The following is a 19,036-nucleotide window of genomic DNA, read 5'->3' as shown; positions in this document are numbered from 1 at the left end:
GGCGTTCATCATTCGTTTATCGCGCCCCGACATGGTGGTTCCAGTCGTTCCGTCGCGTCGGGGGGCAGACGGGCCGGCCTCGGCCGCAGGGGTAGGTTGAGCGGCCGAACGACACCTGCCCGGCAACCCGACGGGGGAGTTGCCGGGCAGGCTCGTCGAGTCCGAGCACAGCCATTCAGGGAGCTGGAGAACACCATGAGCGATGCGCAGAAGAAGCCGGTCGTGAAGCCGCTCGACAACCACGCCACCGGCGGGGAAGCCACGACTCAGGACAATCACGCGACGGGTGGCGTGCTGAAGCCGCTGGACAACCACGCCACCGGCGGCACGGTCAAGCCGCTCGACAACCACGCGACGGGCGAGCCTGCCAACTAGACCTTCCCGACGGGGATACGGGGGAGCGGCCGCGGTGGCACCGAGGGGGAGCCACCGCGGCCGCGGCATGTCCGGGCACGACCTGCTCACGCCTTGGCCGTCGGGGCTGAGGCCATCCGGCGAACCCGGCCGAAGGAGCCCCTACCCCCGCCCCCGCAGCTCCCCCTTCACCACCTTGCCGCTCGCGTTGCGCGGGAGCTCCGGGACGAACTCCACCGTCCTCGGGACCTTGAAGTTCGCCATCTCGCGGCGGGACCAGGCGATCAGGTCGTCCGCGGTGAGCGTCGCGCCCCGGCGGCGGACCGCGTAGGCCTTGCCGACCTCGCCGAGGCGGGGGTCCGGGACGCCGATGACCGCCACGTCGGCGATGTCCGGGTGGAGGCCGAGGAGCTGTTCGATCTCGGCCGGGTAGGCGTTGAAGCCGCCCACGATGAACATGTCCTTGATCCGGTCCGTGATCCGCAGGTTGCCCGCCTCGTCCAGGACGCCCACGTCGCCGGTGCGGAGCCAGCCGTCCGGGGTGAACGCGCGGGCCGTGGTGTCCGGGTCCTCGAAGTAGCCGCTCATCACGTTGAAGCCGCGGACCTGGACCTCGCCCGGGGCGCCCGGGGCCGCCAGGACGCGGACCTCGGTGCCGGGGATCGCGCGGCCCGAGGTCGTGGCCACGACCTCCGGGGCGTCGCCGCGGCGGCACATGGTGACGATGCCGCTCGCCTCGGAGAGTCCGTACGCCGTGAGGACCGTGCCGATGCGGAGCTCGTTGCGCAGGCGTTCCACCAGCTGGAGGGGGACCACCGCCGCGCCGGTGACGACCAGGCGGAGCGCCGAGAGGTCGTGGGCCGCGCGCGCCGGGTGGTCCAGGAGGGACTGGTGGAGGGTGGGCGGGCCGGGCAGGACCGAGATCCGTTCCGCCGCGATGTTCGCCAGCACCGTGTCCACGCTGAACACCGGCTGCGGCACCATCGTGGCCCCCCGCATCAGACAGGCGATGATCCCCGCCTTGTAGCCGAAGGTGTGGAAGAAGGGGTTCACGATCAGGTAGCGGTCCCCCTCGCGCAGGCCCGCCAGTTCGCTCCAGATCTCGTACGCGCGCAGCGTCTGGGCATGGGTGATCACCGCGCCCTTGGGCGCGCCCGTCGTGCCGGAGGTGTAGGTCAGGTCGGAGGGGGCCGAGGGGGCGATGGCCGCCGCCCGGTCCCGTACCGAAGAGGACGGCACTCCTTCGCCCGCCGCCAGGAACTCCGGCCAGCTCGTGTAGTCCTCGGGGGCCGTGTCCGCCAGCACCACCACCCGCTCCAGGTCCGGCAGCTTCACCTCCGCCCGCCGCAGTGAGGCCACGTACGACGTCCCCAGGAACGTCCCCGTGACGAACAGCAGCCTCGCCCGGCTGCGCCGCAGGATGTACGCCGCCTCCGTCCCCTTGAAGCGGGTGTTCAGCGGGACCAGCACCGCACCCGCCGTCACCGCCCCGAGCGCGGAGACGATCCAGTCCAGCGTGTTCGGGGCCCAGATCGCGACCCGGTCCCCCGGCTCGACCCCGGTGGCGATGCACGCGGCGGCGGCGCGGTCCACGCGGTCGCCGAGTTCGGCGTACGAGAGGCGGGTGCGGCCGTCGGCCACCGCCTCGGCCGGGCCGTACCGTTCCGCCGCCGCCCGTACCAGCCCCGGGATGCTGCCCCACTTCTCGTCTCCCCGCATCACGCGCCCGCCCTCCTGCCGCCGCCGCACTAGCTGACTATCCGTCAGATTAGCGGTAGCCTCTGCCGCTGTCAGCAGGCGCGACAGTGCGGGAGGTCAGCGGATGGCGACGCTCAAGGACGCGACAGCGATAGCCGGGATCGGGCAGACGGCGTTCGCGAAACGGCTCCCGGAGTCCGAGAAGACACTCGCCTGCCGGGCGATCCTGGCCGCCCTCGACGACGCGGGCATCGCCCCCTCGGAGGTCGACGGCTTCGCCTCGTACACCATGGAGGAGACCGACGAGGTCGAGGTCGCCAAGGCGATCGGGGCCGGGGACGTCACCTTCTTCAGCAAGGTGGGGTACGGGGGCGGGGGTTCCTGCGCCACCCTCGCCCATCTCGCCGCCGCCGTCGCCACCGGGCAGGCGAGCGTCGGCGTCGCCTGGCGGTCACGCAAACGCGGGTCAGGTCCCCGGCCGTGGAAGAACACCGCCGTCCAACTCCCCGCGCCCGCCCAGTGGACCCGGCCCTACGGGCTGCTACGGCCCGCCGACGAGATCGGCATGCTGGCCCGGCGCTACATGCACGAGTACGGGGCCACCCGCGACCACCTCTTCAACGTCGCCCTCGCCTGCCGCAACCGGGCCAACCAGAACCCGGACGCGATCATGTACGACCGCCCGCTGACCCGCGAGATGTACATGACCGCCCGCTGGATCAGCGAACCCCTCTGCCTCTTCGACAACTGCCTGGAGACGGACGGGGCGTTGGCCTGCGTCATCGTCTCCGCCGAGCGCGCCCGCGACTGCCGCCGGAAGCCGGTCTACCTCCACTCCGTCGCCCAGGGGCTGCCCGCCCAGCACCACGGGATGGTCAACTACTGGAACGAGGACCCGCTCACCGGACCCGCCTGGACGGCCGCCCGACAGCTGTGGAAACAGGCCGACTTCGGGCCCGACGACGTGGATGTGGCCCAGATCTACGACGCGTTCACCCCACTCGTCCCGCTCTCCCTTGAGGGGTACGGCTTCTGCGGGCGCGGCGAGGGCGGCGCGTTCACCGAGGGCGGGGCGCTGGAGAGCGGCGGGCGGCTGCCGATCAACACCGGGGGCGGCGGGCTGAGCGAGGCGTACGTCCACGGCTTCAACCTCATCACCGAGGGCGTCAAGCAACTGCGCGGCACCTCCACCGCCCAGGTACCCGACGCCGCCACCTGCCTGGTCACCGCCGGTGAGGGCGTGCCGACCTCCGCCGTCCTGTTGCGGAACTGAGGAGTCGAGGAGACCGCCATGTCCGATGCACTGCTGCTGCCCGTCCCCGACGAGGACGGCGCGCCCTACTGGGAGTACGCCGCCCGTGGCGAACTCCGCGTCCAGGCCTGCGCCGCCCCCGCCTGCGGCGAGCTCCGCTTCCCGCCCCGGCCCTGCTGTCCGCACTGCGGGTCGTTCGAGAGCGAGTGGCGGGAGATGAGCGGCCGCGGCCGCCTCTGGTCGTACGTGATCCCGCATCCGCCGCTGCTCCCCGCGTACGCCGAACAGGCCCCGTACAACGCGGTGGTGGTGGAGCTGGCGGACGCCCCGCACATCCGGTTGGCCGGCAACGTCGTCGCCTCCCCCGACGCCCCGCTGAACTCCGTCGACCCGGCCCGGCTGCGGATCGGGGCACCGGTACGGGCGCTCTTCTGCCCGGTGGGGCCCAGCGGCTCCGTCACGCTTGTGCGTTGGCTGCTGGAGCGGTGAGCCATGCCCCTGCGCATCGAACGGGAGGCGGCCGCCGGGGTCGCCCTCGTCACCCTGGACCGGCCGGAGAAGCTCAACGCGATCGACCTGGAGACGGCTGACGAACTCGGTGCGCTCTGGCGGGAGTTGCGGTTCGACGAGAGCGTACGGGCCACCGTCCTCACCGGGGCAGGCACCCGCGCCTTCTGCACCGGCGTCGACCGGGGGGTGACCGTCCCGCAGCCCCCGTCCCCGTACGCCGTCGACGACCCGCTCCTGCGGATCGGGCCCAAGGCGAACGACCTGTGGAAGCCGGTGATCGCCGCGGTGGAGGGGATGGCCTGCGGCGGGGCATTCTATCTGCTGGGCGAGGCGGAGTTCGTCGTCGCGTCCCGGGAGGCGACGTTCTTCGACCCGCACACGACCTACGGGATGGTCTCGGCGTACGAGGCCATCGCGATGGCCCAGCGCATGCCGTTCGGGGAGGTCGCCCGGATGTCCCTGATGGGCACCGCGGAACGGGTGAGCGCCGAGCGGGCGTACGCGGTCGGGCTCGTCAGCGAGGTGACGGAGCCCGGCGGCGCGGTGGCGGCGGCGCTGCGGTCGGCGGCGGTGATCGCCGCGTACCCGACGGAGGCGGTCCAGGGCACGGTCAGGGCGGTCTGGTCGGCGAAGGAGGCGGCCCGGACCCAGGCGATGGCCCAGGCTCCCGCGCTCATCGCACTGGGGAACCTGTCACCGGAACGTCAGGCGAAGCTGTTCGAGGGGCGGGCGGGCGGCGGGAACGGAGGCGCGGGCGGGGCGCCTCGGGTGCGATGAGGCGGCCCCGGGGCGCCTCGGGTCCCGGGGGCCCGGGGTGCCGTGTCAGGTGCGGCGGACCGTCGCCTCGCAGCGCTCGACCTGGGACACCTTGCCGACGTCGCCCATCGGCAAGGTCAGCCTGCGGGACTTGCCGCCCTCTACGAACGTCGTGGTCTCGGCCGTGTCCACGATCTTGCCCAGGGCGTCGAGGAACCGCACGCTGACCTTGTACTCCCGCAGGCCCTGCTCCTTCGCCCGCACCTCGACCAATGACGAGGCGTCCGCCTTGCGGGCGCCCTCACCCGGCTGGGCGCAGCGGACCACCGAGACGGTCGGGACCTTGGAGGCGGTGCGGGCCGGAGGCCGGTTACGGGAGCCGGACGAGCCCGAGGAGTAGCCGTTGTTGCTCTTCTTCGAGCTGGAGCAACCGCCGCCGGAGCTGCTGCTCTTGCCACTCCTGCTCTTGCCGCTCTTGCCTCCGCTGGTGGACGTCGAGAATCCGGTGAGCGCGAGCACCACCACGACCAGGACCGCCGCGAGCTTCATCTGTCGCCGCATCATCGATACAGCCCCCCTCGGGTGTCGTTGCGCTGTCGCCCTCAGCATGCCGTGCGGAGCTCCCTGTGCAGGTCATGACCCTGTCACGGTACGGTCATGGTCCGCGTGGCAGGGGTGGCCGGCCGGGCGTAGCGTCGGGGACGGGAGGGGATGTCCGCGTACGCGCGCTGGGCAACACGCTGGACGACGCCGCCGGAGGCTGACGATGATCCGCAACATCCTCGGCTCCCTCGTCGCGCTCGCCGGGGCGGCCTCCGCCGTGCTGAGCCCGTTCCGCGAGTGGTACGACGGGCGGCTGGGGCGTGAGTACCGGGTGCGGGACCTCTTCGAGGGGATCACCGGTACGGAGTCGGGCGTGCTGGTCTCGATCCTGCTGCCGTTCCTGTTCGCGGCCCTGCTGGTGCTCGCGGGCGTGGTGCTCCGCTCGCGGATCGTGGTCGCCCTCGCGGGGCTGGTGGTGCTCGGCTTCACCATCCTGTGGATGGTGCGCCAGGGGCAGGCGGAGGGCTCGCTGGTGGTGGGCGGGGACGGGGCGGGGTTGCAGGTGGGCGTGGCCAACGCGCTGGCGGGCGGGGCGCTGATGCTGATCGGGGCATTGCTGATGAGGGGCCGGCGGAGTCGGCGGGAGGGGCGGCGGGAGCGGGAGCCGGTGGAGCCGTATGCCGCGCCGGCGGCGGACCAGGTGGACACGTGGCCGCCCACGCAGGAGCCGGGGATGTCCGTACAGACCTCGCCGTGGCCGGAGCCGGAGGTGGACCCGTACACGGGGCCCGATCCCCGTGACCCCCGTACGCGGTCGTATCCGCAGGCGGAGGCCGACCCCCGCGATCCCGCGCACCCGCCGCACCGGCCCCCGCCGCCCGCGCCCCCGCGGGAGTGACGGCCGCCCCCGTCGGGGGTCCCGCCCCCAGCCGTCAGGCCCTCGCCCTGTTCCCCGTGCCCGTGCCCTTCAGCGCGTCCAGCGCGTACACGCACCGGTCCTTGCTGCACGCGTAGACCACGCCCGCCTGCGCCACCGGTGAGCCCGTGATCTCGCCGCCCGTCGCCAGCTTCCAGCGCAGCTGGCCGCCTGCCGCGTCCAGCGTGTAGAGGACGTGGTCGGCCGAGCCGAAGTGGACGCGGCCGTCCGCGACCACCGGGGCGCCCACCACGTCGCCGCCCGCCGCGAAGCGCCACTTCGGGGTGCCGGTGACCGCGTCCAGGGTGTACAGCGCACTGCCGCTGCCGACGTGCACGTTGCCCACCGCGACCAGCACCGGCTCGATCGAGGACCGGGCCTCCGTGGCGATCCGCCAGCGGTCCTTGCCGGTCGTCGCGTCCAGCGCGTACACCGTGCCGAGGTAGTCCGCGAGGTACACCCCGCCGCCGGTCACCGCCGGGCCCGGCGCGAACGCGGGCGGCGAGAGGAAGACCGCCGGGGCCTCGAAGTGCCAGCGCACCCGGCCGGAGTCGGTCTCCACCGCCAGCACCCGGGTGCCCGCCGCGAGGTAGACGTAGCCGTCGGGGGCGGGGGTGACCCGGACCGGGACGCCGCCGCAGGAGGCCGCGTCGCCGATGGGGTACGACCAGCGCTCGATGCCCGTACGGGCGTCCAGCGCGCGGAGCCGGGCGTCCTGCCAGACGTACGCCGTGCCGTCGTGGATGACCGGGCCGGCCTCCGCCGTCTCGAAGTCGGTCTGGGCGCCGGTGATCTCCCACAGCTTCTCGCCGTTGGACGCCTCCCAGCCCTGGACGCCGCCGCCCCGGGTCGCGGTCAGGACCGTGCCCCGGTCGGCCTTGAGTGCGTACACCCAGGCGTCCGTCCGGAGCCGCCACTGCTCGGCGCCGGACGTGGCGTCCAGCGCGTACAGGGACGGGCCGTCCGAGGCGTGGATACGGCCGCCCTCGACGGCCATCGCCCAGGCCACGTCGCGGGTCTTGAACTGGCGTCGCCCGTTGCCCACGTCCAGCGCGTGGACCTCGAAGGACGTCACGTACAGCAGGTCACCGGAGACGACCGGCGTACCCCACACGTCGTTGGACATGCGGAAGCGCCAGGGCCGCCAGCGGTCGGGCGCCGCGGGTGAGGTGTCCGGGGAGGGCCCCGGAGACGGTACGGGGGCGGTGGGGGCCGTGGGCGCCGGGCCCGAGGCGCTCAGCCCGGCGGGCGGCCGGACCCAGCCCGTCGCGGCGGCCGGATGCGCGGCGGCCGCGCCGCGTACCTCCCCGGCCCGCAGACCGGGGCCGATCGGGACCTTGGCGCCGGCCAGCTGCACGGGCCCGCTGTCGGGGGCGGCGGAAGCACCCGGGGGCGCCGAGGCCGGAGCGGAACCGCCCGGCATCGGCGAGGACGGGGCGAGCGGGGATACCAGCGGGGAGGGCGAGCGCAGATCGGCCCCGCTGCGCCAGGCGGTGTCCTGGTCCCTGCCCCGGTCCTGCGGCGGCCGGGGCGGCTCCTGCGGGGGCGGCGGCACGACCGGCGCGGGCGGTGTCGCACGGCCGCCGCCCCTGCGCTGCTCGATCATCGCCGTGGCCCGGGACGGCAACCAGGCGGAGGCCGTGCCGCTGTCGTCGCTGCCGGAGGCGAAGAGGTGCGGGGCGAGCTGGGCCTGGAGGTCGGCGGGGGTGGGGCGCTGGGTGGCGTCCATCTGCATGCACGACTCGATCAGCGGCCGCAGGTCGCCCGGCAGCCCCTCCAGGTCGGGCCCCTCGCGCAGCAGCATGAACACCGTCTCGACCGGGTTGGCCCCGTGGAAGGGGGCGTGGCCGGTGGCGGCGAAGACGAGGGTGGAGCCCAGCGAGAAGATGTCGCTGGCCCCGGTGACGCTGCGGGAGTCCCGGGCCTGCTCCGGCGACATGTACGCGGGCGTGCCGACGGCGACGTTCGTCATGGTCAGCCGGGTGTTGGAGACGCCGGACGCGATACCGAAGTCGATCACCCGGGGACCGTCCTCGACGACGAGGACGTTGGACGGCTTCAGGTCGCGGTGGACGAGGCCCGCGCCGTGGATGGACTGGAGGGCCTCGGCGATGCCCGCGGCCAGCCAGCGAACGGCCTGGGTCGGCATGGGGCCGCACTCGTTCACTATCTCTTCGAGCGAGGGCGCGGGGACGTAGGCGGTGGCCAGCCAGGGCACGGCGGCGCGCGGATCGGCGTCGACCACGGCGGCGGTGTAGAAGCCGCTGACGGCACGGGCCGCCTCGACCTCGCGCGTGAAGCGGACCCGGAACAGCTGGTCCTCGGCGAGCTCGGTCCGTACCGTCTTGATCGCCACTCGCCGGCCGGACGCCGAGCGGGCGAGATAGACCAGCCCCATGCCGCCGGCCCCGAGCCGTCCCAGCACCTCGAACGGGCCGATCCGTCTCGGGTCGTGCTGCGTCAGCTGCTCCACCACTTGCCTGCCACCTCCCCGTACGGACCTCGGCGACGAAGTCCGCGAATTACCGCCCGGTCGAATCCCGCCCTGCGCGCACCCCGATTGTTGCTGGCTCGGGCGTCGGTTGCGAACCCGGGGGCGGATGTGGGTGTCTCATGTCACTTCGGCCGGTATCGGCCCACAACGGGTCCGCCACGGGTTACGGAAGCAGTTCGCTGGGCTGTAGGACGGCGAAGGCGGCGCCCTGGTCGTCGTGCAAGACCGCCATCCGGCCGTAGGGGATGTCGAAGGGCGGCTGGGCGACCCGGCCGCCCAGCCGGACGGCGAGTTCGGCGGCCGCGTCGCAGTCGGCGACGGCGAAGTAGATGAGGAAGTAGCTCGGCATCTCGGCCGGGAACGCGTCCGTGATGACGCTGCGGCCGCCGACGGCGGTGCCCGGGCCCGGTTCGGCGCCCTCGGGGGACCACATCCGGAAGTCGACGAACGCCTCCGTGTCGCCGGAGACGTCGTGGCCCGCCTCGTCCGGATCGGCGGCGCGGAAGCCGAAGACCTTCTCGTAGAAGGGGTCCACGCGCTCCGGCTGCCGGGTGTAGACCTCGGTCCAGCAGAAGGAACCGGGGTCGTTCTGCTTCTCGAAGGCCTCGCGCTCCCCGGGCTGCCAGAGGCCGAAGACCGCTCCCCCCGGGTCGGCCGCCTGCGCGAGGACTCCGGCCTGCCCGGCCCGTACGGGGTCGGTGATGATCTGGCCGCCGTGCTCGCGGATCGCGGCGACGGTGGCCCGGATGTCGTCGGTGGCGAAGTAGACGCCCCACGCGGTGGGCATCCGGCCGTCCTTCTTGGCGGCCAGCGCGGCGACCAGGCGGCCCTCGCTCAGCGCGTCCGCGAAGGGCATACCGTCGCCCGCCCGGAAGGTCCAGCCGAAGAGGCCGCCGTAGAAGCGCTTGCCCGCTTCGAGGTCGGGTAGCTGCACGTCCGCCCAGCACGGCGCGGAATGCGCGAATGCGGCCATGGGCCCGGATCCTTCCGTAGCAGTGACGCCCGTCACAGTCAACGTAACGTCGGGTCCGGTCCGGCGCGCCCCGAGGCACGCGGTTGCCCGCCTGCGCCTGGCCGCACGCATGCCGGACAGACCCAAAGGGAACATCCGGGGAACATTTGCCCGAACAGTGAAGGGCGGCTCACCATGTGGACGAAAGTTGTCCACCGAAGTTGTCCACAGGCTGTTGATAACACTTTCGCCGCACGCCGCCACCGGTGCCGCCCCGGACTTCCGGCTCCCTCGCGCACCGCGGCCGAAAAGCATCGCCCCCGCCGCCGCGCACCCCGCGAGTCCTGCGGCGTTCCCCATTTGCAGTCGGCCGAATCGCGCTCCCATCACCCCTCGGTAAGCTGACGGCATGACAGGACAAGTACGCACCGTCGACGGCCGCGTGGCCGGTCGACGCGGTCAGGCGACGCGGCAGAAGCTGCTCGACTGCCTCAGCGAGATGCTCAGCTCCTCGCCGTACCGGGACGTCAAAGTCATCGACGTCGCCCGGAAGGCCGGGACTTCACCCGCGACTTTCTACCAGTACTTCCCCGATGTGGAGGGCGCCGTCCTCGAAATCGCCGAGGAAGTCGCCAAGGAGGGTGCAGGGCTGACCGAACTGGTCGCCGGGCGCCCCTGGGTCGGCAAGGCCGGCTGGCAGACCTCCGAGCAACTCGTCGAGGGATTCCTCGACTTCTGGCGGCACAACGACGCGATCCTCCGGGTGATCGACCTCGGCGCGGCCGAGGGGGACAAACGGTTCTACAAGATCCGCATGAAGATCCTGAACTCGGTCACCAACTCCCTCACCGATTCGGTGAAGGAGCTCCAGTCCAAGGGCAAGGTCGACAAGGACGTCAGCCCGGCGGCGATGGCGGGCTCCCTGGTCGCGATGCTGGCCGCGGTCGCCTCGCACCAGAAGGGTTTCACCACGTGGGGCGTGAAGCAGGCCGAACTGCGCCCGAACCTCGCACTGTTGGTCCACCTGGGCATCACGGGCAAGAAGCCCACGAAGTAGACCCGAACCCCCCAGCCGCACGTCCTGTCTCACCGACGGCGGACCACCACGCACCTTCGCCTGTGGTCCGCCGTCGGCGTTCCCGGACGTTTCCCGCAGGGCATACCCCTGCCTCCCTACCGTCCTACCGCCTCTCCAGCCGGAACAGCCGGATCTCCCGCTCCACGCGCTTCTGATACGCCGCGTAGGGCGGCCAGAAGGCGAGAGCGGTCTCCCACACCCGGGCCCGCTCCTCACCCTCCAGCAGGGCCGCGCGTACCGGGATGTCCCGGCCGCGCCAGTTGATGACGGCCTCGTCCGGGCGGGCCAGCAGGTTCGCGGTCCAGGCCGGGTGCCCCGTACGGCCGAAGTTGCTGCCGACCAGAATCCAGCGGCCCTCCGCCTCGTCCTCCGGCATGCAGGCCAGCGGGGTGGTCCTCGGCCGGCCCGTGCGCGCCCCCGGCACCCTGAGGACGAGCCCCGGCAGCATCCGGGCGCTGAGCAGCACCTTGCCCCGGGTGAGCCGGTGCACGGTCCGGTCGAGGGCGGGCACCACGTGCGGGGCGACCCGTGCGAAGGCGCGGGTGGCGGAGACCTTCTGGACGAGGCGTACGCCGCGGGCCATCAGACGCCCGCCCCGTGCGGAGCGGTGGCGGCCGGCCGGCCGGTCCCGAAGAGTCCGGCGCGCTGTGCCGCGTGGTCGCGCAGCCGGTGGACCGGGCCGAAGAGCAGCTCGTCGCCCGCCGCCCGCTTGAGGTACAGATGCGCCTCGTGCTCCCAGGTGAAGCCGATGCCGCCGTGCAGCTGGACGGCCTCCCCGGCGGTGATCCGGGCCGCCTCCAGGGCCTGGGCGAGCGCGAGGGGCCCGGCGTCCGGGTCCCAGGCCGCGTAGCAGGCGGCGGAGCGGGCCGCCTCGACCCGTACGTACAGGTCGGCGAGGCGGTGTTTGACCGCCTGGAACGACCCGACGGCCCGGCCGAACTGTTCGCGTGTCTTCACGTAGTCCACGGTCCGCTCCAGTGCGCCCGCCGCCGTGCCGACCGCCTCGGCGGCCAGGACCGCGGCGGCCGTGCGCCCGGCGGCGGCCAGAGCGTCGGCCGCGTCGGCGGATTCGGCCGCCCCGAGCAGCTCGGCCCGGGTGTCGCGCAGCTCGACGCGGGCGAGGGGGCGGGTCTCGTCCACGGCGGTGAGCCTGGTCCGCGCCAGCCCGGCCGCCTCCTCCGGGCGCACCAGGAACAGGAGCGTACGGCTGCGGGGGTAGCCGCCCGCGTGGGCCGCGACCAGGAGCAGCCCGGCACTGTGCCCGTCCAGGACCCGGCCGGCCTCGCCGTAGAGGCGCCAGCCGTCGCCCGCCTGCTCCCTGCGGGCCTGGACGCCGCCCGCGCGGCCGCCGCCGGCCCAGGACCCGTCGCGGTTGTCGCCGGTGAGAGCGAGGCCGGTGGCGAGGGAGCCGCCGGGGACGGCGAGCGCGGCGGTCAGGGTCCCGTCCGCGATCCTGGGCAGCAGGGCGGCGCGCTGGTCCGGGGTGCCGAGGGCGGTGATCAGGGGGGCGGCGAGCGCGGCGGTGGCGAGCAGCGGGGAGGGCAGCAGCGTGCGGCCCGTCTCCTCGCAGGCGAGGGCCAGCTCGGTGACCGTGCAGCCCGCCCCGCCGTACTCCTCCGGGAGCGCGAGCCCCGGCAGCCCGAGGTCCCGGGAGAGCCTGCGCCACAGGGCCGGGTCGTAGCCCTCGGCGGTGCGCACGGCGGCCCGGTTCGCGTCCGGCCCCGCGTGCTGGGCGAGCAGGTCGCGCAGGGTGCGGCGGATCTCGTCCTGCTCCGCGGTGAAGGCGGCGTCCATCTGCGGGCTCCTTCCCCTCAGGGGCCGGTGGCCCCTCAACTGACGGTGCGTCATATTAGGGGTGAGGGACGGGGAATCCCAGAGTCCCGCACACGCCGGACCGAGGGAAGCCGCCCCGCGCACGCGACCGGACAAACGGACGCGGGTGCGGGTGCGGTTACAGGTGGACTCATCTGATGTACCGTCAGATTCATGTCTGCCGCCCCGGCTTCACCCCGCCGCCCCCGCAAGGTCGCCGTCGCCGGTATATCGCTCGCGGACTGCGGGCGCGTCGACGACGCCACCCCGTACGCCCTGCACGCCCAGGCCGCCCGCCGCGCCCTGGCCGACTCGGGCCTGGACCGCTCGGTCGTCGACGGCTTCGCCTCCGCCGGGCTCGGGACCCTCGCCCCGGTGGAGGTGGCCGAGTACCTGGGGCTGCGGCCGACCTGGGTGGACTCCACGGCGGTGGGCGGCGCGACCTGGGAGGTGATGGCCGCCCACGCGGCGGACGCCATCGCGGCGGGCCGGGCCCGGGCCGTGCTCCTCGTCTACGGGTCGACGGCCCGCGCGGACATCAGGGCGGGCCGCCGCACGTCGAACCTGTCGTTCGGGGCGAGGGGGCCGTTGCAGTTCGAGGTGCCGTACGGGCACAGCCTGATCGCCAAGTACGCGATGGCCGCCCGCCGCCACATGCACGAGTACGGCACGACGCTGGAGCAGCTCGCCGAGGTGGCGGTGACGGCACGGGCGAACGCGGCGGCGAACCCGGAGGCGATGTTCCGGGACCCGATCACCGTGGACGACGTCCTGTCGGGCCCGATGATCGCGGACCCCTTCACCAAGCTGCACTGCTGCATCCGCAGCGACGGGGGCTGCGCGGTGCTGCTGGCCGCCGAGGAGTACGTGGCCGACACGGCGAAGGCCCCCGTCTGGGTGCTGGGGACCGGTGAGCACGTCTCGCACTCCACGATGTCCGAGTGGGAGGACTTCACGGTCTCCCCCGCCGCCGTATCGGGCCGCCTCGCCTTCGAGCGGGCCGGGGTGACGCCCGCGGACATCGACCTGGCCGAGATCTACGACGCGTTCACGTACATGACGCTGGTGACGCTGGAGGACCTGGGTTTCTGCGCGAAGGGCGAGGGCGGCGCGTTCGTCGAGAAGGGCCGCACGGGCCTGCGCGGAGAGCTCCCGGTCAACACGGACGGCGGCGGCCTCTCCGCCTGCCACCCCGGGATGCGCGGACTGTTCCTGCTGGTGGAGGCGGTACGGCAACTGCGCGGCGAGGCCGGGGAGCGCCAGGTCCGCCGCCCGGGCGGGGATCTGCCGGAGCTCGCGGTGGCCTCGGGCACGGGCGGCTGGTTCTGCTCGTCGGGGACGGTGGTGCTGGGGCGGGGGTGAGGAGGCGGAAACGCGGGGGCGGGGGCCTCCTCACAGCCGTACGGTCCAATAGCCCCATGACCGACGCCACCGCGACCCCGCACCCCTCCCCCGCCTTCCGCGAGCTTCTGCACACCCAGCGCGTCTGGGACACCGAGCTGCCGTCCTTCGACCCGGCGACCGCCCCGCCCGCCCCGCTCCCCCTCTTCCACCACTGGTTCGCCGCCGCCGTGGCGGCCGGGCAGCCTGAGCCGCACACCATGAGCCTCGCGACCGCCGACGCCGAGGGGCTGCCCGACGTGCGGACGCTGATGCTGCACGACGCCGACGAGCGGGGCTGGCACTTCGCCACGCACGCCACCAGCGCCAAGGGCCACCAGCTCGCCGTCCGCCCGTACGCCGCGCTCGGCTTCTACTGGCCCGCGCAGGGACGGCAGGTACGGGTCCGGGGCCCGGTCCACCGCTGCACCCCGGCCGAGAGCCACGCCGACCTGCACGCCCGGTCCACCGGGGCGCTGGCCGCCGCCCTGACCGGGTCGCAGAGCGAGGTCGTGGAGTCGGTGGCCGCCCTCCACCGGGCGGCGGACGCGGCCTGGGAGCGGGCGCGGGAGGAACCGGACGCCGAGGCCCCGACCTGGACGCGGTACGTGGTCGAGCCGGCCGAGGTCGAGTTCTTCCAGGGCGACGCCCGGCGGCGGCACGTCCGGCTCCGCTACCGCCGTTCAGACGGCGCCGCATGGACGCGCGAGCTGCTCTGGCCCTGAGGCCCCGCACAGCGGATTCGACCCGGTTTCAACAGGAAAGGGGCACTATGGAGACAGGTGAGAGGTGAGCTGTTGGGAGGCACCGATGCCACGAGCCCGTTCCCGTTACGCCCCGGACCGGGGTCTGACCGGTCGCATGGTCACGACCATGTTCCTGATCGGCCTGCTGTACGTGGTCTTCGTGGGCGTGCTCCTCGCGGCCCTGCGCGGCTCCTGGCCGATCATCCTGATCATCACGGGCGGCCTGTTCATCGCCCAGTTCTGGTTCAGCGACCGCATCGCCGCGTTCGGCATGGGCGCCCGCGAGGTCACCCCCGAACAGGCCCCCGAGCTGCACGGCACCATCGACCGGATCTGCGCGCTGGCGGACATGCCGAAGCCCAGGGTGGCCATCGCCGAGAGCGACGTACCGAACGCGTTCGCCACCGGCCGCAGCGAGAAGACGGCCCTGGTCTGCGCGACGACGGGCCTGCTGCGCCGCCTGGAACCGGAGGAGCTGGAGGGCGTCCTCGCCCACGAGATGTCGCACGTCGCGCACCGGGACGTCGCCGTCATGACGATCGCCTCGTTCCTCGGCGTACTGGCGGGCATCATCACCCGCATCGCCCTGTGGGGCGGGTTCGCGCGCAGCCGTCCGGGCAACGACCCGGCGGGCATCCTGCTCCTGCTCATCCCGCTGATCAGCGCCGTCGTGTACGCGATCAGCTTCCTGCTGACCCGGCTGCTCTCCCGCTACCGGGAACTGTCCGCCGACCGCGCCGCCGCCCTCCTCACCGGCCGCCCCTCCGCCCTCGCCTCCGCCCTGACGAAGGTCAGCGGGCAGATGGCCCGCATCCCGACCGAGGACCTGCGCAAGGCGGAGCCGTACAACGCCTTCTACTTCGTCCCGGCGTTCTCCGCGAAGGAGAGCCTGGGCCGGCTGTTCTCCTCCCACCCGACCCTGGAACAGCGCCTGGACCAGCTGTCCCGCATCTCCACCGACCTGTCCCGCTGAGCGCCGGGTCGACGACTGAAGGAGTCACGCCCGTGGGCCTGCTCGACGCGATCCTCGGCCGCAGCAAACCCGTCCGCCCCGACCTGGACCAGCTCTTCGCCGTCCCCTCCGCCGCCCTCACCCTCCAGGCCGCCACCGGCTTCTCCCCGACCGGCCGGGGCTCGGTCTGCTTCGCGGGCGTGGAGGGCGGCGGTTTCGCCCGGCTCCAGGAGGACGTACGGGAGCTGCTGGACGCGGATACGCAGCGCGGGGGCATCCCGGTGGAGTTCAGCCGGGACCCGTACGGCTACACCTGGCTGCTCGCCGAACACCCGGCCGACGACACCGCCGCCCTGGTCAACGACCTGCACGCGGTGAACACCCTGCTCCAGGACGGGGGCTTCGGCCCGCACCTGCTCTGCTCGCTGATCGGCTTCCGGGACGCGGAGGGCGCCGGGGGCCGGTCGCTGGCGCTCGTGTACCTCTACAAGCGCGGCACGTTCTATCCGTTCGCCCCGCTCCCCGGCGGTGCCGAGAAGCGGGACAACCAACTGGAACTCCAGGTGCGGGGAGCCCTCGGCGACGACCTCCGGGTGGAGAAGGACCTGTCGCGGTGGTTCCCGGTGTGGGGTGCGCCGGGGCTGTGAGGCCCGCGCCGGGTCATGAGGCCCGCGTCGGCACTCCGGCACCTCACCACCGGACCGGAACCTTCCGTTCTCCGCGAACGAGCAGCCCCGACATCCGGTCCCCCGGAGCCCCGTCCGGGGCGAGCGCCGGGCAGCGGCCGAGCAGGGTGCGGAAGACGATGCGCCCTTCGAGGCGGGCCAGCGGTGCGCCCAGGCAGTGGTGGACGCCGTGGCCGAACGCCAGATGCCCCCGGTCCCCGGCTGCCGTACGGCGGATGTCGAAGCGGGCCGGGGAAGCGACGCGGGCCGGGTCCCGGCCCGCGTCGGCCAGCGCGATCAGGACCACGGCGCCCGCGGGGACGACCCGGCCGCCGATCTCCACCGGCTCGACGGCCACCCGGGGCGGTGCGGTCTCCACCGGGGCGTCGTAGCGCAGCATCTCCTCCACCGCCCCCGCCACGAGGCCGTCCAAGTCGCCGCGGAGCAGAGCGAACTGCTCGGGGTGGGCGAAGAGCGCGCGGACGCCCTTGCAGATGAAGTTCACCGTGGACTCGTGCCCCGCCAGGAGCAGCAGGAGAGCCATCGAGAGCAGTTCGTCCTCGCTCATCCGGTCCCCGCCCTCGTCGACCGTGTGGATCAGGTCGCTGAGCAGGTCGTCGCCCGGCGCCTCCCGCTTGGCGGCGATCAGCCCGTCGAGATACGGCACCGCCGCCGCCTGCGCGGCCCGCGACGCCTCGGCACCGGTGGGCGCGGTGATCTCGTCGGACCACTGCCGGAAGGCACCCCGGTCCAGATCCGGAATGCCGAGCAGCTCACAGATGACGGTGATCCTGAGCGGGTAGGCGAGCGCGTCCACCAGATCGGCCCGGCGGTCCTCGGCGGCGAGCATGTCGCTCACCAGCCCGTCGGTGACTTCCTGGATGCGCGGGGCGAGAGCGGCGACGCGGCGCGGGGTGAACGCGCGGGCGGCCAGCCGCCGCAGCCGGGTGTGGTCCGGCGGGTCGCTCAGCAGCATGTGGGCGTTGCCGGGGCCGTCCGTGGCGGGCGGCGCGTCGAGAGCGGTGGCCAGATGGCCGTTGCGCCGCCAGTCCCGGCTGAGCCGGGGGTCGGTGAGCGCTTCCCGGCAGGCGTCATGGCCGACGACGAGCCAGAACCGCTCCTCGCCGCCCCCGCGGATCTCGTGGACGGGCCCGCGGGCCCGCAGCACGGCGTAGGCGGGGTAGGGATCGGACCCGAAGGCGGGATCGATGTCGAGGAGATCGACCGCGGCCGGGTCCGTCACAACAGCTCCCCTGATGAGTCGAGTGAGTCATGTGAGTCGTTGAGTCGAGTGAGTCGTTGAGTCGAGTGAGTCGTGGCGGTGGTCCGGCCCGTGAGCCCAGCGGTTCGTCCGGCCACACTAGCCCGCCGAACTTCCTGCCGTAACAGTGAGTTGCCGAAATTTTTCCTGCAACTCTGTTTATACGACGCCACATTGGGTCATGTTTCCTACCGCTGACGACGGTGGTCACACCGTCGATGTTCCCCATGTATGAGGAGGTGTCTGATGGCTAAGCGCATTCTTTACAAGGCTGCGAGCAAGTTCGGCTTCACGACCAAGGGAGCCGCCGGGGCCTACCCCTGGATCCCGTAGCCTCAGTCCCGACGACGGCCTGGCCCCGCCTGTCGGGGCCGGGCCGTTCTCCGACCCAGGGGTGTCCCGTTGACCGAACAGACCATGCCCCGCCCTCCGGTCCGTACGGGCACGACGCAGGCCGGGCTGATGGAGCAGTACGAGAAGGACCGCCTCGGCCATCTCCTGGCCTCGGTCGAGCGGCACGGCCCGGTGGTGGAACTGACCGAGGGCACCGTCCTCGTCAACGACCCGGCCGCCGTCCACGACGTACTCCGGCGCACGAACACCGACTTCCTCGTCACCGGCAACATCCGGCGCGACGAGGTCAGCGGTGTGCGCGGCGACCCGGCCACCGAAGCGTGGATGCGGGGTCGGCGCGCCACCCAGAAGGGCATGTCTCCCCCGGCGCTGGAGGCCCACCGGGGCTGGCTGGCGGAAGAGACCGGCCGACTGTGCGACCGTTGGCAGGCCCGCTCCTCGGTCACCGACCCCGTCGCGGAGCTGGAGCAGCTTTCCGCCCGCTCCTTCGCCCGGTTCTGCTTCGGCACCCGCGACGCCGGGGCCGCCGCCGCACGCACCGGCGACCTGCTGAACTCGCTCACCCCGCTGATCAGCAGCCCCTTCCACTTCCCGCCCGCCGTACGCCGCTTCCTGCCCCGCTACCGCCGGTCGGTCAGCGCGCAGAAGAAGCTTGAGGAGGAGCTGCGCCGGGCGCTCGACGGGCCGGGCGAGGGCGGACTCGTCGCGTCGCTGGCCGCCGCCGGCCTGGACGGCGAGGCGACGGTCCGCATGCTCGTCTCCAACGGCCTCGCCTCCTACCGGGTCCCGGCGGCCGCCGTCACCTGGGCTCTGGTGGCGCTGGCCCGCGAGCCGGACGTGGCCGAGGAGTGCGCGGCCGCCGTGGACCCGGGCGGCGGCGCCACCACCCCGGACATCCTGCGCTGGACGATCGCCGAGTCGCTGCGCCTGTGGCCGCCCAACTGGCTGATCCTGCGCACGGCCAACGGCCCGCAGACCTGCGGCGACTGGAGCCTTCCGGCCGACGCGGCGGTCATGATCTCGCCGTACGTCGTGCACCGCACCGCACCGGTCTTCACCGACCCCTCGGCGTTCCGCCCGCACCGCTGGGCGTCGCTCCAGCCGGCCGCCGGGGAGTACCTCCCGTACGGGATCGGCAGCCGCTGGTGCGTCGGCAAGGCGCTGGCGGACCTGGAGCTGGCGACCGTCCTGTCCACCCTCGTGGCCCGGTTCCGCTTCACCGTGGAGCGCATGGACCCCCTCCCGGATGTACGGACGACGCTGCTCCCGGCCGGCCTCACCCTGGGGCTGCGGCCCCGCTGAGGCGTATCGAC

General features: G+C 73.2%; 18 protein-coding genes. 11 read left to right on the top strand and 7 right to left on the bottom strand.

Translation table 11 applies throughout. The features are described from left to right. The first annotated feature begins 195 nt into the window (after window positions 1-195). On the top strand, window positions 196-375 hold the full coding sequence (locus tag ACZ5WC_RS05020) for a hypothetical protein (RefSeq protein ID WP_468539539.1): 180 nt from the start codon (window positions 196-198) through the stop codon (window positions 373-375). Between the two features lie 141 nt (window positions 376-516). Here the strand turns inward: ACZ5WC_RS05020 and ACZ5WC_RS05015 are convergent, their stop codons facing one another. Further along, on the bottom strand, window positions 517-2,073 hold the full coding sequence (locus ACZ5WC_RS05015) for a FadD3 family acyl-CoA ligase (protein WP_468539948.1): 1,557 nt from the start codon (window positions 2,071-2,073) through the stop codon (window positions 517-519). A 103-nt stretch (window positions 2,074-2,176) separates the two neighbouring features. Here ACZ5WC_RS05015 and ACZ5WC_RS05010 point away from each other — a divergent pair, with 103 nt between their 5' ends. From ACZ5WC_RS05010 to ACZ5WC_RS05000, 3 genes are read left to right on the top strand one after another with little or no spacing between them, the layout of a single operon-like run. Continuing rightward, window positions 2,177-3,325 carry a lipid-transfer protein gene (locus ACZ5WC_RS05010; RefSeq protein ID WP_468539538.1) on the top strand — a complete coding sequence of 383 codons (1,149 nt, stop codon included), beginning with the start codon at window positions 2,177-2,179 and terminating at the stop codon, window positions 3,323-3,325. An 18-nt stretch (window positions 3,326-3,343) separates the two neighbouring features. Next, entirely contained in the window at window positions 3,344-3,793 is a 450-nt protein-coding gene (locus ACZ5WC_RS05005; RefSeq protein ID WP_468539537.1) for a Zn-ribbon domain-containing OB-fold protein, read from the top strand. A 3-nt stretch (window positions 3,794-3,796) separates the two neighbouring features. Then, complete coding sequence (locus ACZ5WC_RS05000) at window positions 3,797-4,591, top strand: enoyl-CoA hydratase/isomerase family protein (RefSeq protein ID WP_468539536.1); 795 nt, start codon at window positions 3,797-3,799, stop codon at window positions 4,589-4,591. 45 nt (window positions 4,592-4,636) lie between these two features. Here the strand turns inward: ACZ5WC_RS05000 and ACZ5WC_RS04995 are convergent, their stop codons facing one another. Further along, window positions 4,637-5,134 carry a hypothetical protein gene (locus ACZ5WC_RS04995; RefSeq protein WP_468539535.1) on the bottom strand — a complete coding sequence of 166 codons (498 nt, stop codon included), beginning with the start codon at window positions 5,132-5,134 and terminating at the stop codon, window positions 4,637-4,639. Window positions 5,135-5,336: 202 nt separating this feature from the next. Between ACZ5WC_RS04995 and ACZ5WC_RS04990 the strand changes: the two genes are divergently transcribed. Continuing rightward, window positions 5,337-6,011 carry a hypothetical protein gene (locus tag ACZ5WC_RS04990; RefSeq protein WP_468539534.1) on the top strand — a complete coding sequence of 225 codons (675 nt, stop codon included), beginning with the start codon at window positions 5,337-5,339 and terminating at the stop codon, window positions 6,009-6,011. A gap of 34 nt (window positions 6,012-6,045) precedes the next feature. Here ACZ5WC_RS04990 and afsK read toward each other — a convergent pair whose 3' ends face one another. Further along, window positions 6,046-8,505: a protein serine/threonine kinase AfsK gene (gene afsK / locus ACZ5WC_RS04985; RefSeq protein WP_468539533.1), complete on the bottom strand. Its 2,460-nt coding sequence runs from the start codon at window positions 8,503-8,505 to the stop codon at window positions 6,046-6,048. 181 nt (window positions 8,506-8,686) lie between these two features. Next, the gene (locus ACZ5WC_RS04980) at window positions 8,687-9,496 is read right to left on the bottom strand and encodes a VOC family protein (RefSeq protein WP_468539532.1); all 810 of its coding nucleotides are present in this window, start codon (window positions 9,494-9,496) and stop codon (window positions 8,687-8,689) included. A 388-nt stretch (window positions 9,497-9,884) separates the two neighbouring features. On the opposite strand from ACZ5WC_RS04980, the gene ACZ5WC_RS04975 reads away from it, so the two are divergent. Further along, window positions 9,885-10,532: a TetR family transcriptional regulator gene (locus tag ACZ5WC_RS04975; protein WP_311120969.1), complete on the top strand. Its 648-nt coding sequence runs from the start codon at window positions 9,885-9,887 to the stop codon at window positions 10,530-10,532. Window positions 10,533-10,656: 124 nt separating this feature from the next. On the opposite strand, the gene ACZ5WC_RS04970 is transcribed toward ACZ5WC_RS04975, so the two are convergent. Then, the gene (locus tag ACZ5WC_RS04970) at window positions 10,657-11,136 is read right to left on the bottom strand and encodes a nitroreductase/quinone reductase family protein (protein ID WP_096627653.1); all 480 of its coding nucleotides are present in this window, start codon (window positions 11,134-11,136) and stop codon (window positions 10,657-10,659) included. Beyond that, window positions 11,136-12,347, bottom strand: a complete 1,212-nt coding sequence (locus ACZ5WC_RS04965; protein WP_468539531.1) for an acyl-CoA dehydrogenase family protein — start codon at window positions 12,345-12,347, stop codon at window positions 11,136-11,138. The genes ACZ5WC_RS04970 and ACZ5WC_RS04965 overlap by 1 nt, the downstream gene beginning before the upstream one ends. Window positions 12,348-12,539: 192 nt before the next feature. Here ACZ5WC_RS04965 and ACZ5WC_RS04960 point away from each other — a divergent pair, with 192 nt between their 5' ends. From ACZ5WC_RS04960 to pspAB, 4 genes are all read left to right on the top strand, one after another. Beyond that, window positions 12,540-13,727, top strand: a complete 1,188-nt coding sequence (locus tag ACZ5WC_RS04960) for a thiolase C-terminal domain-containing protein (RefSeq protein WP_468539530.1) — start codon at window positions 12,540-12,542, stop codon at window positions 13,725-13,727. Between the two features lie 56 nt (window positions 13,728-13,783). Beyond that, on the top strand, window positions 13,784-14,470 hold the full coding sequence (locus ACZ5WC_RS04955) for a pyridoxine/pyridoxamine 5'-phosphate oxidase (RefSeq protein WP_468539529.1): 687 nt from the start codon (window positions 13,784-13,786) through the stop codon (window positions 14,468-14,470). An 85-nt stretch (window positions 14,471-14,555) separates the two neighbouring features. Further along, window positions 14,556-15,464 carry a zinc metalloprotease HtpX gene (gene htpX, locus ACZ5WC_RS04950; protein WP_468539528.1) on the top strand — a complete coding sequence of 303 codons (909 nt, stop codon included), beginning with the start codon at window positions 14,556-14,558 and terminating at the stop codon, window positions 15,462-15,464. A gap of 32 nt (window positions 15,465-15,496) precedes the next feature. Beyond that, window positions 15,497-16,090: a PspA-associated protein PspAB gene (pspAB, locus tag ACZ5WC_RS04945; protein ID WP_468539527.1), complete on the top strand. Its 594-nt coding sequence runs from the start codon at window positions 15,497-15,499 to the stop codon at window positions 16,088-16,090. Window positions 16,091-16,133: 43 nt separating this feature from the next. Here the strand turns inward: pspAB and ACZ5WC_RS04940 are convergent, their stop codons facing one another. After that, window positions 16,134-17,351 carry a cytochrome P450 family protein gene (locus ACZ5WC_RS04940; RefSeq protein ID WP_468539526.1) on the bottom strand — a complete coding sequence of 406 codons (1,218 nt, stop codon included), beginning with the start codon at window positions 17,349-17,351 and terminating at the stop codon, window positions 16,134-16,136. 420 nt (window positions 17,352-17,771) lie between these two features. On the opposite strand from ACZ5WC_RS04940, the gene ACZ5WC_RS04935 reads away from it, so the two are divergent. Next, window positions 17,772-19,025, top strand: a complete 1,254-nt coding sequence (locus ACZ5WC_RS04935) for a cytochrome P450 (RefSeq protein WP_468539525.1) — start codon at window positions 17,772-17,774, stop codon at window positions 19,023-19,025. Window positions 19,026-19,036: the final 11 nt, after the last annotated feature.

This window comes from Streptomyces sp. NPDC033165 (assembly GCF_055577965.1).
The sequence above is the reverse complement of the archived record's forward strand: the minus strand, read 5'-3'. Positions and strand labels throughout refer to the sequence as shown.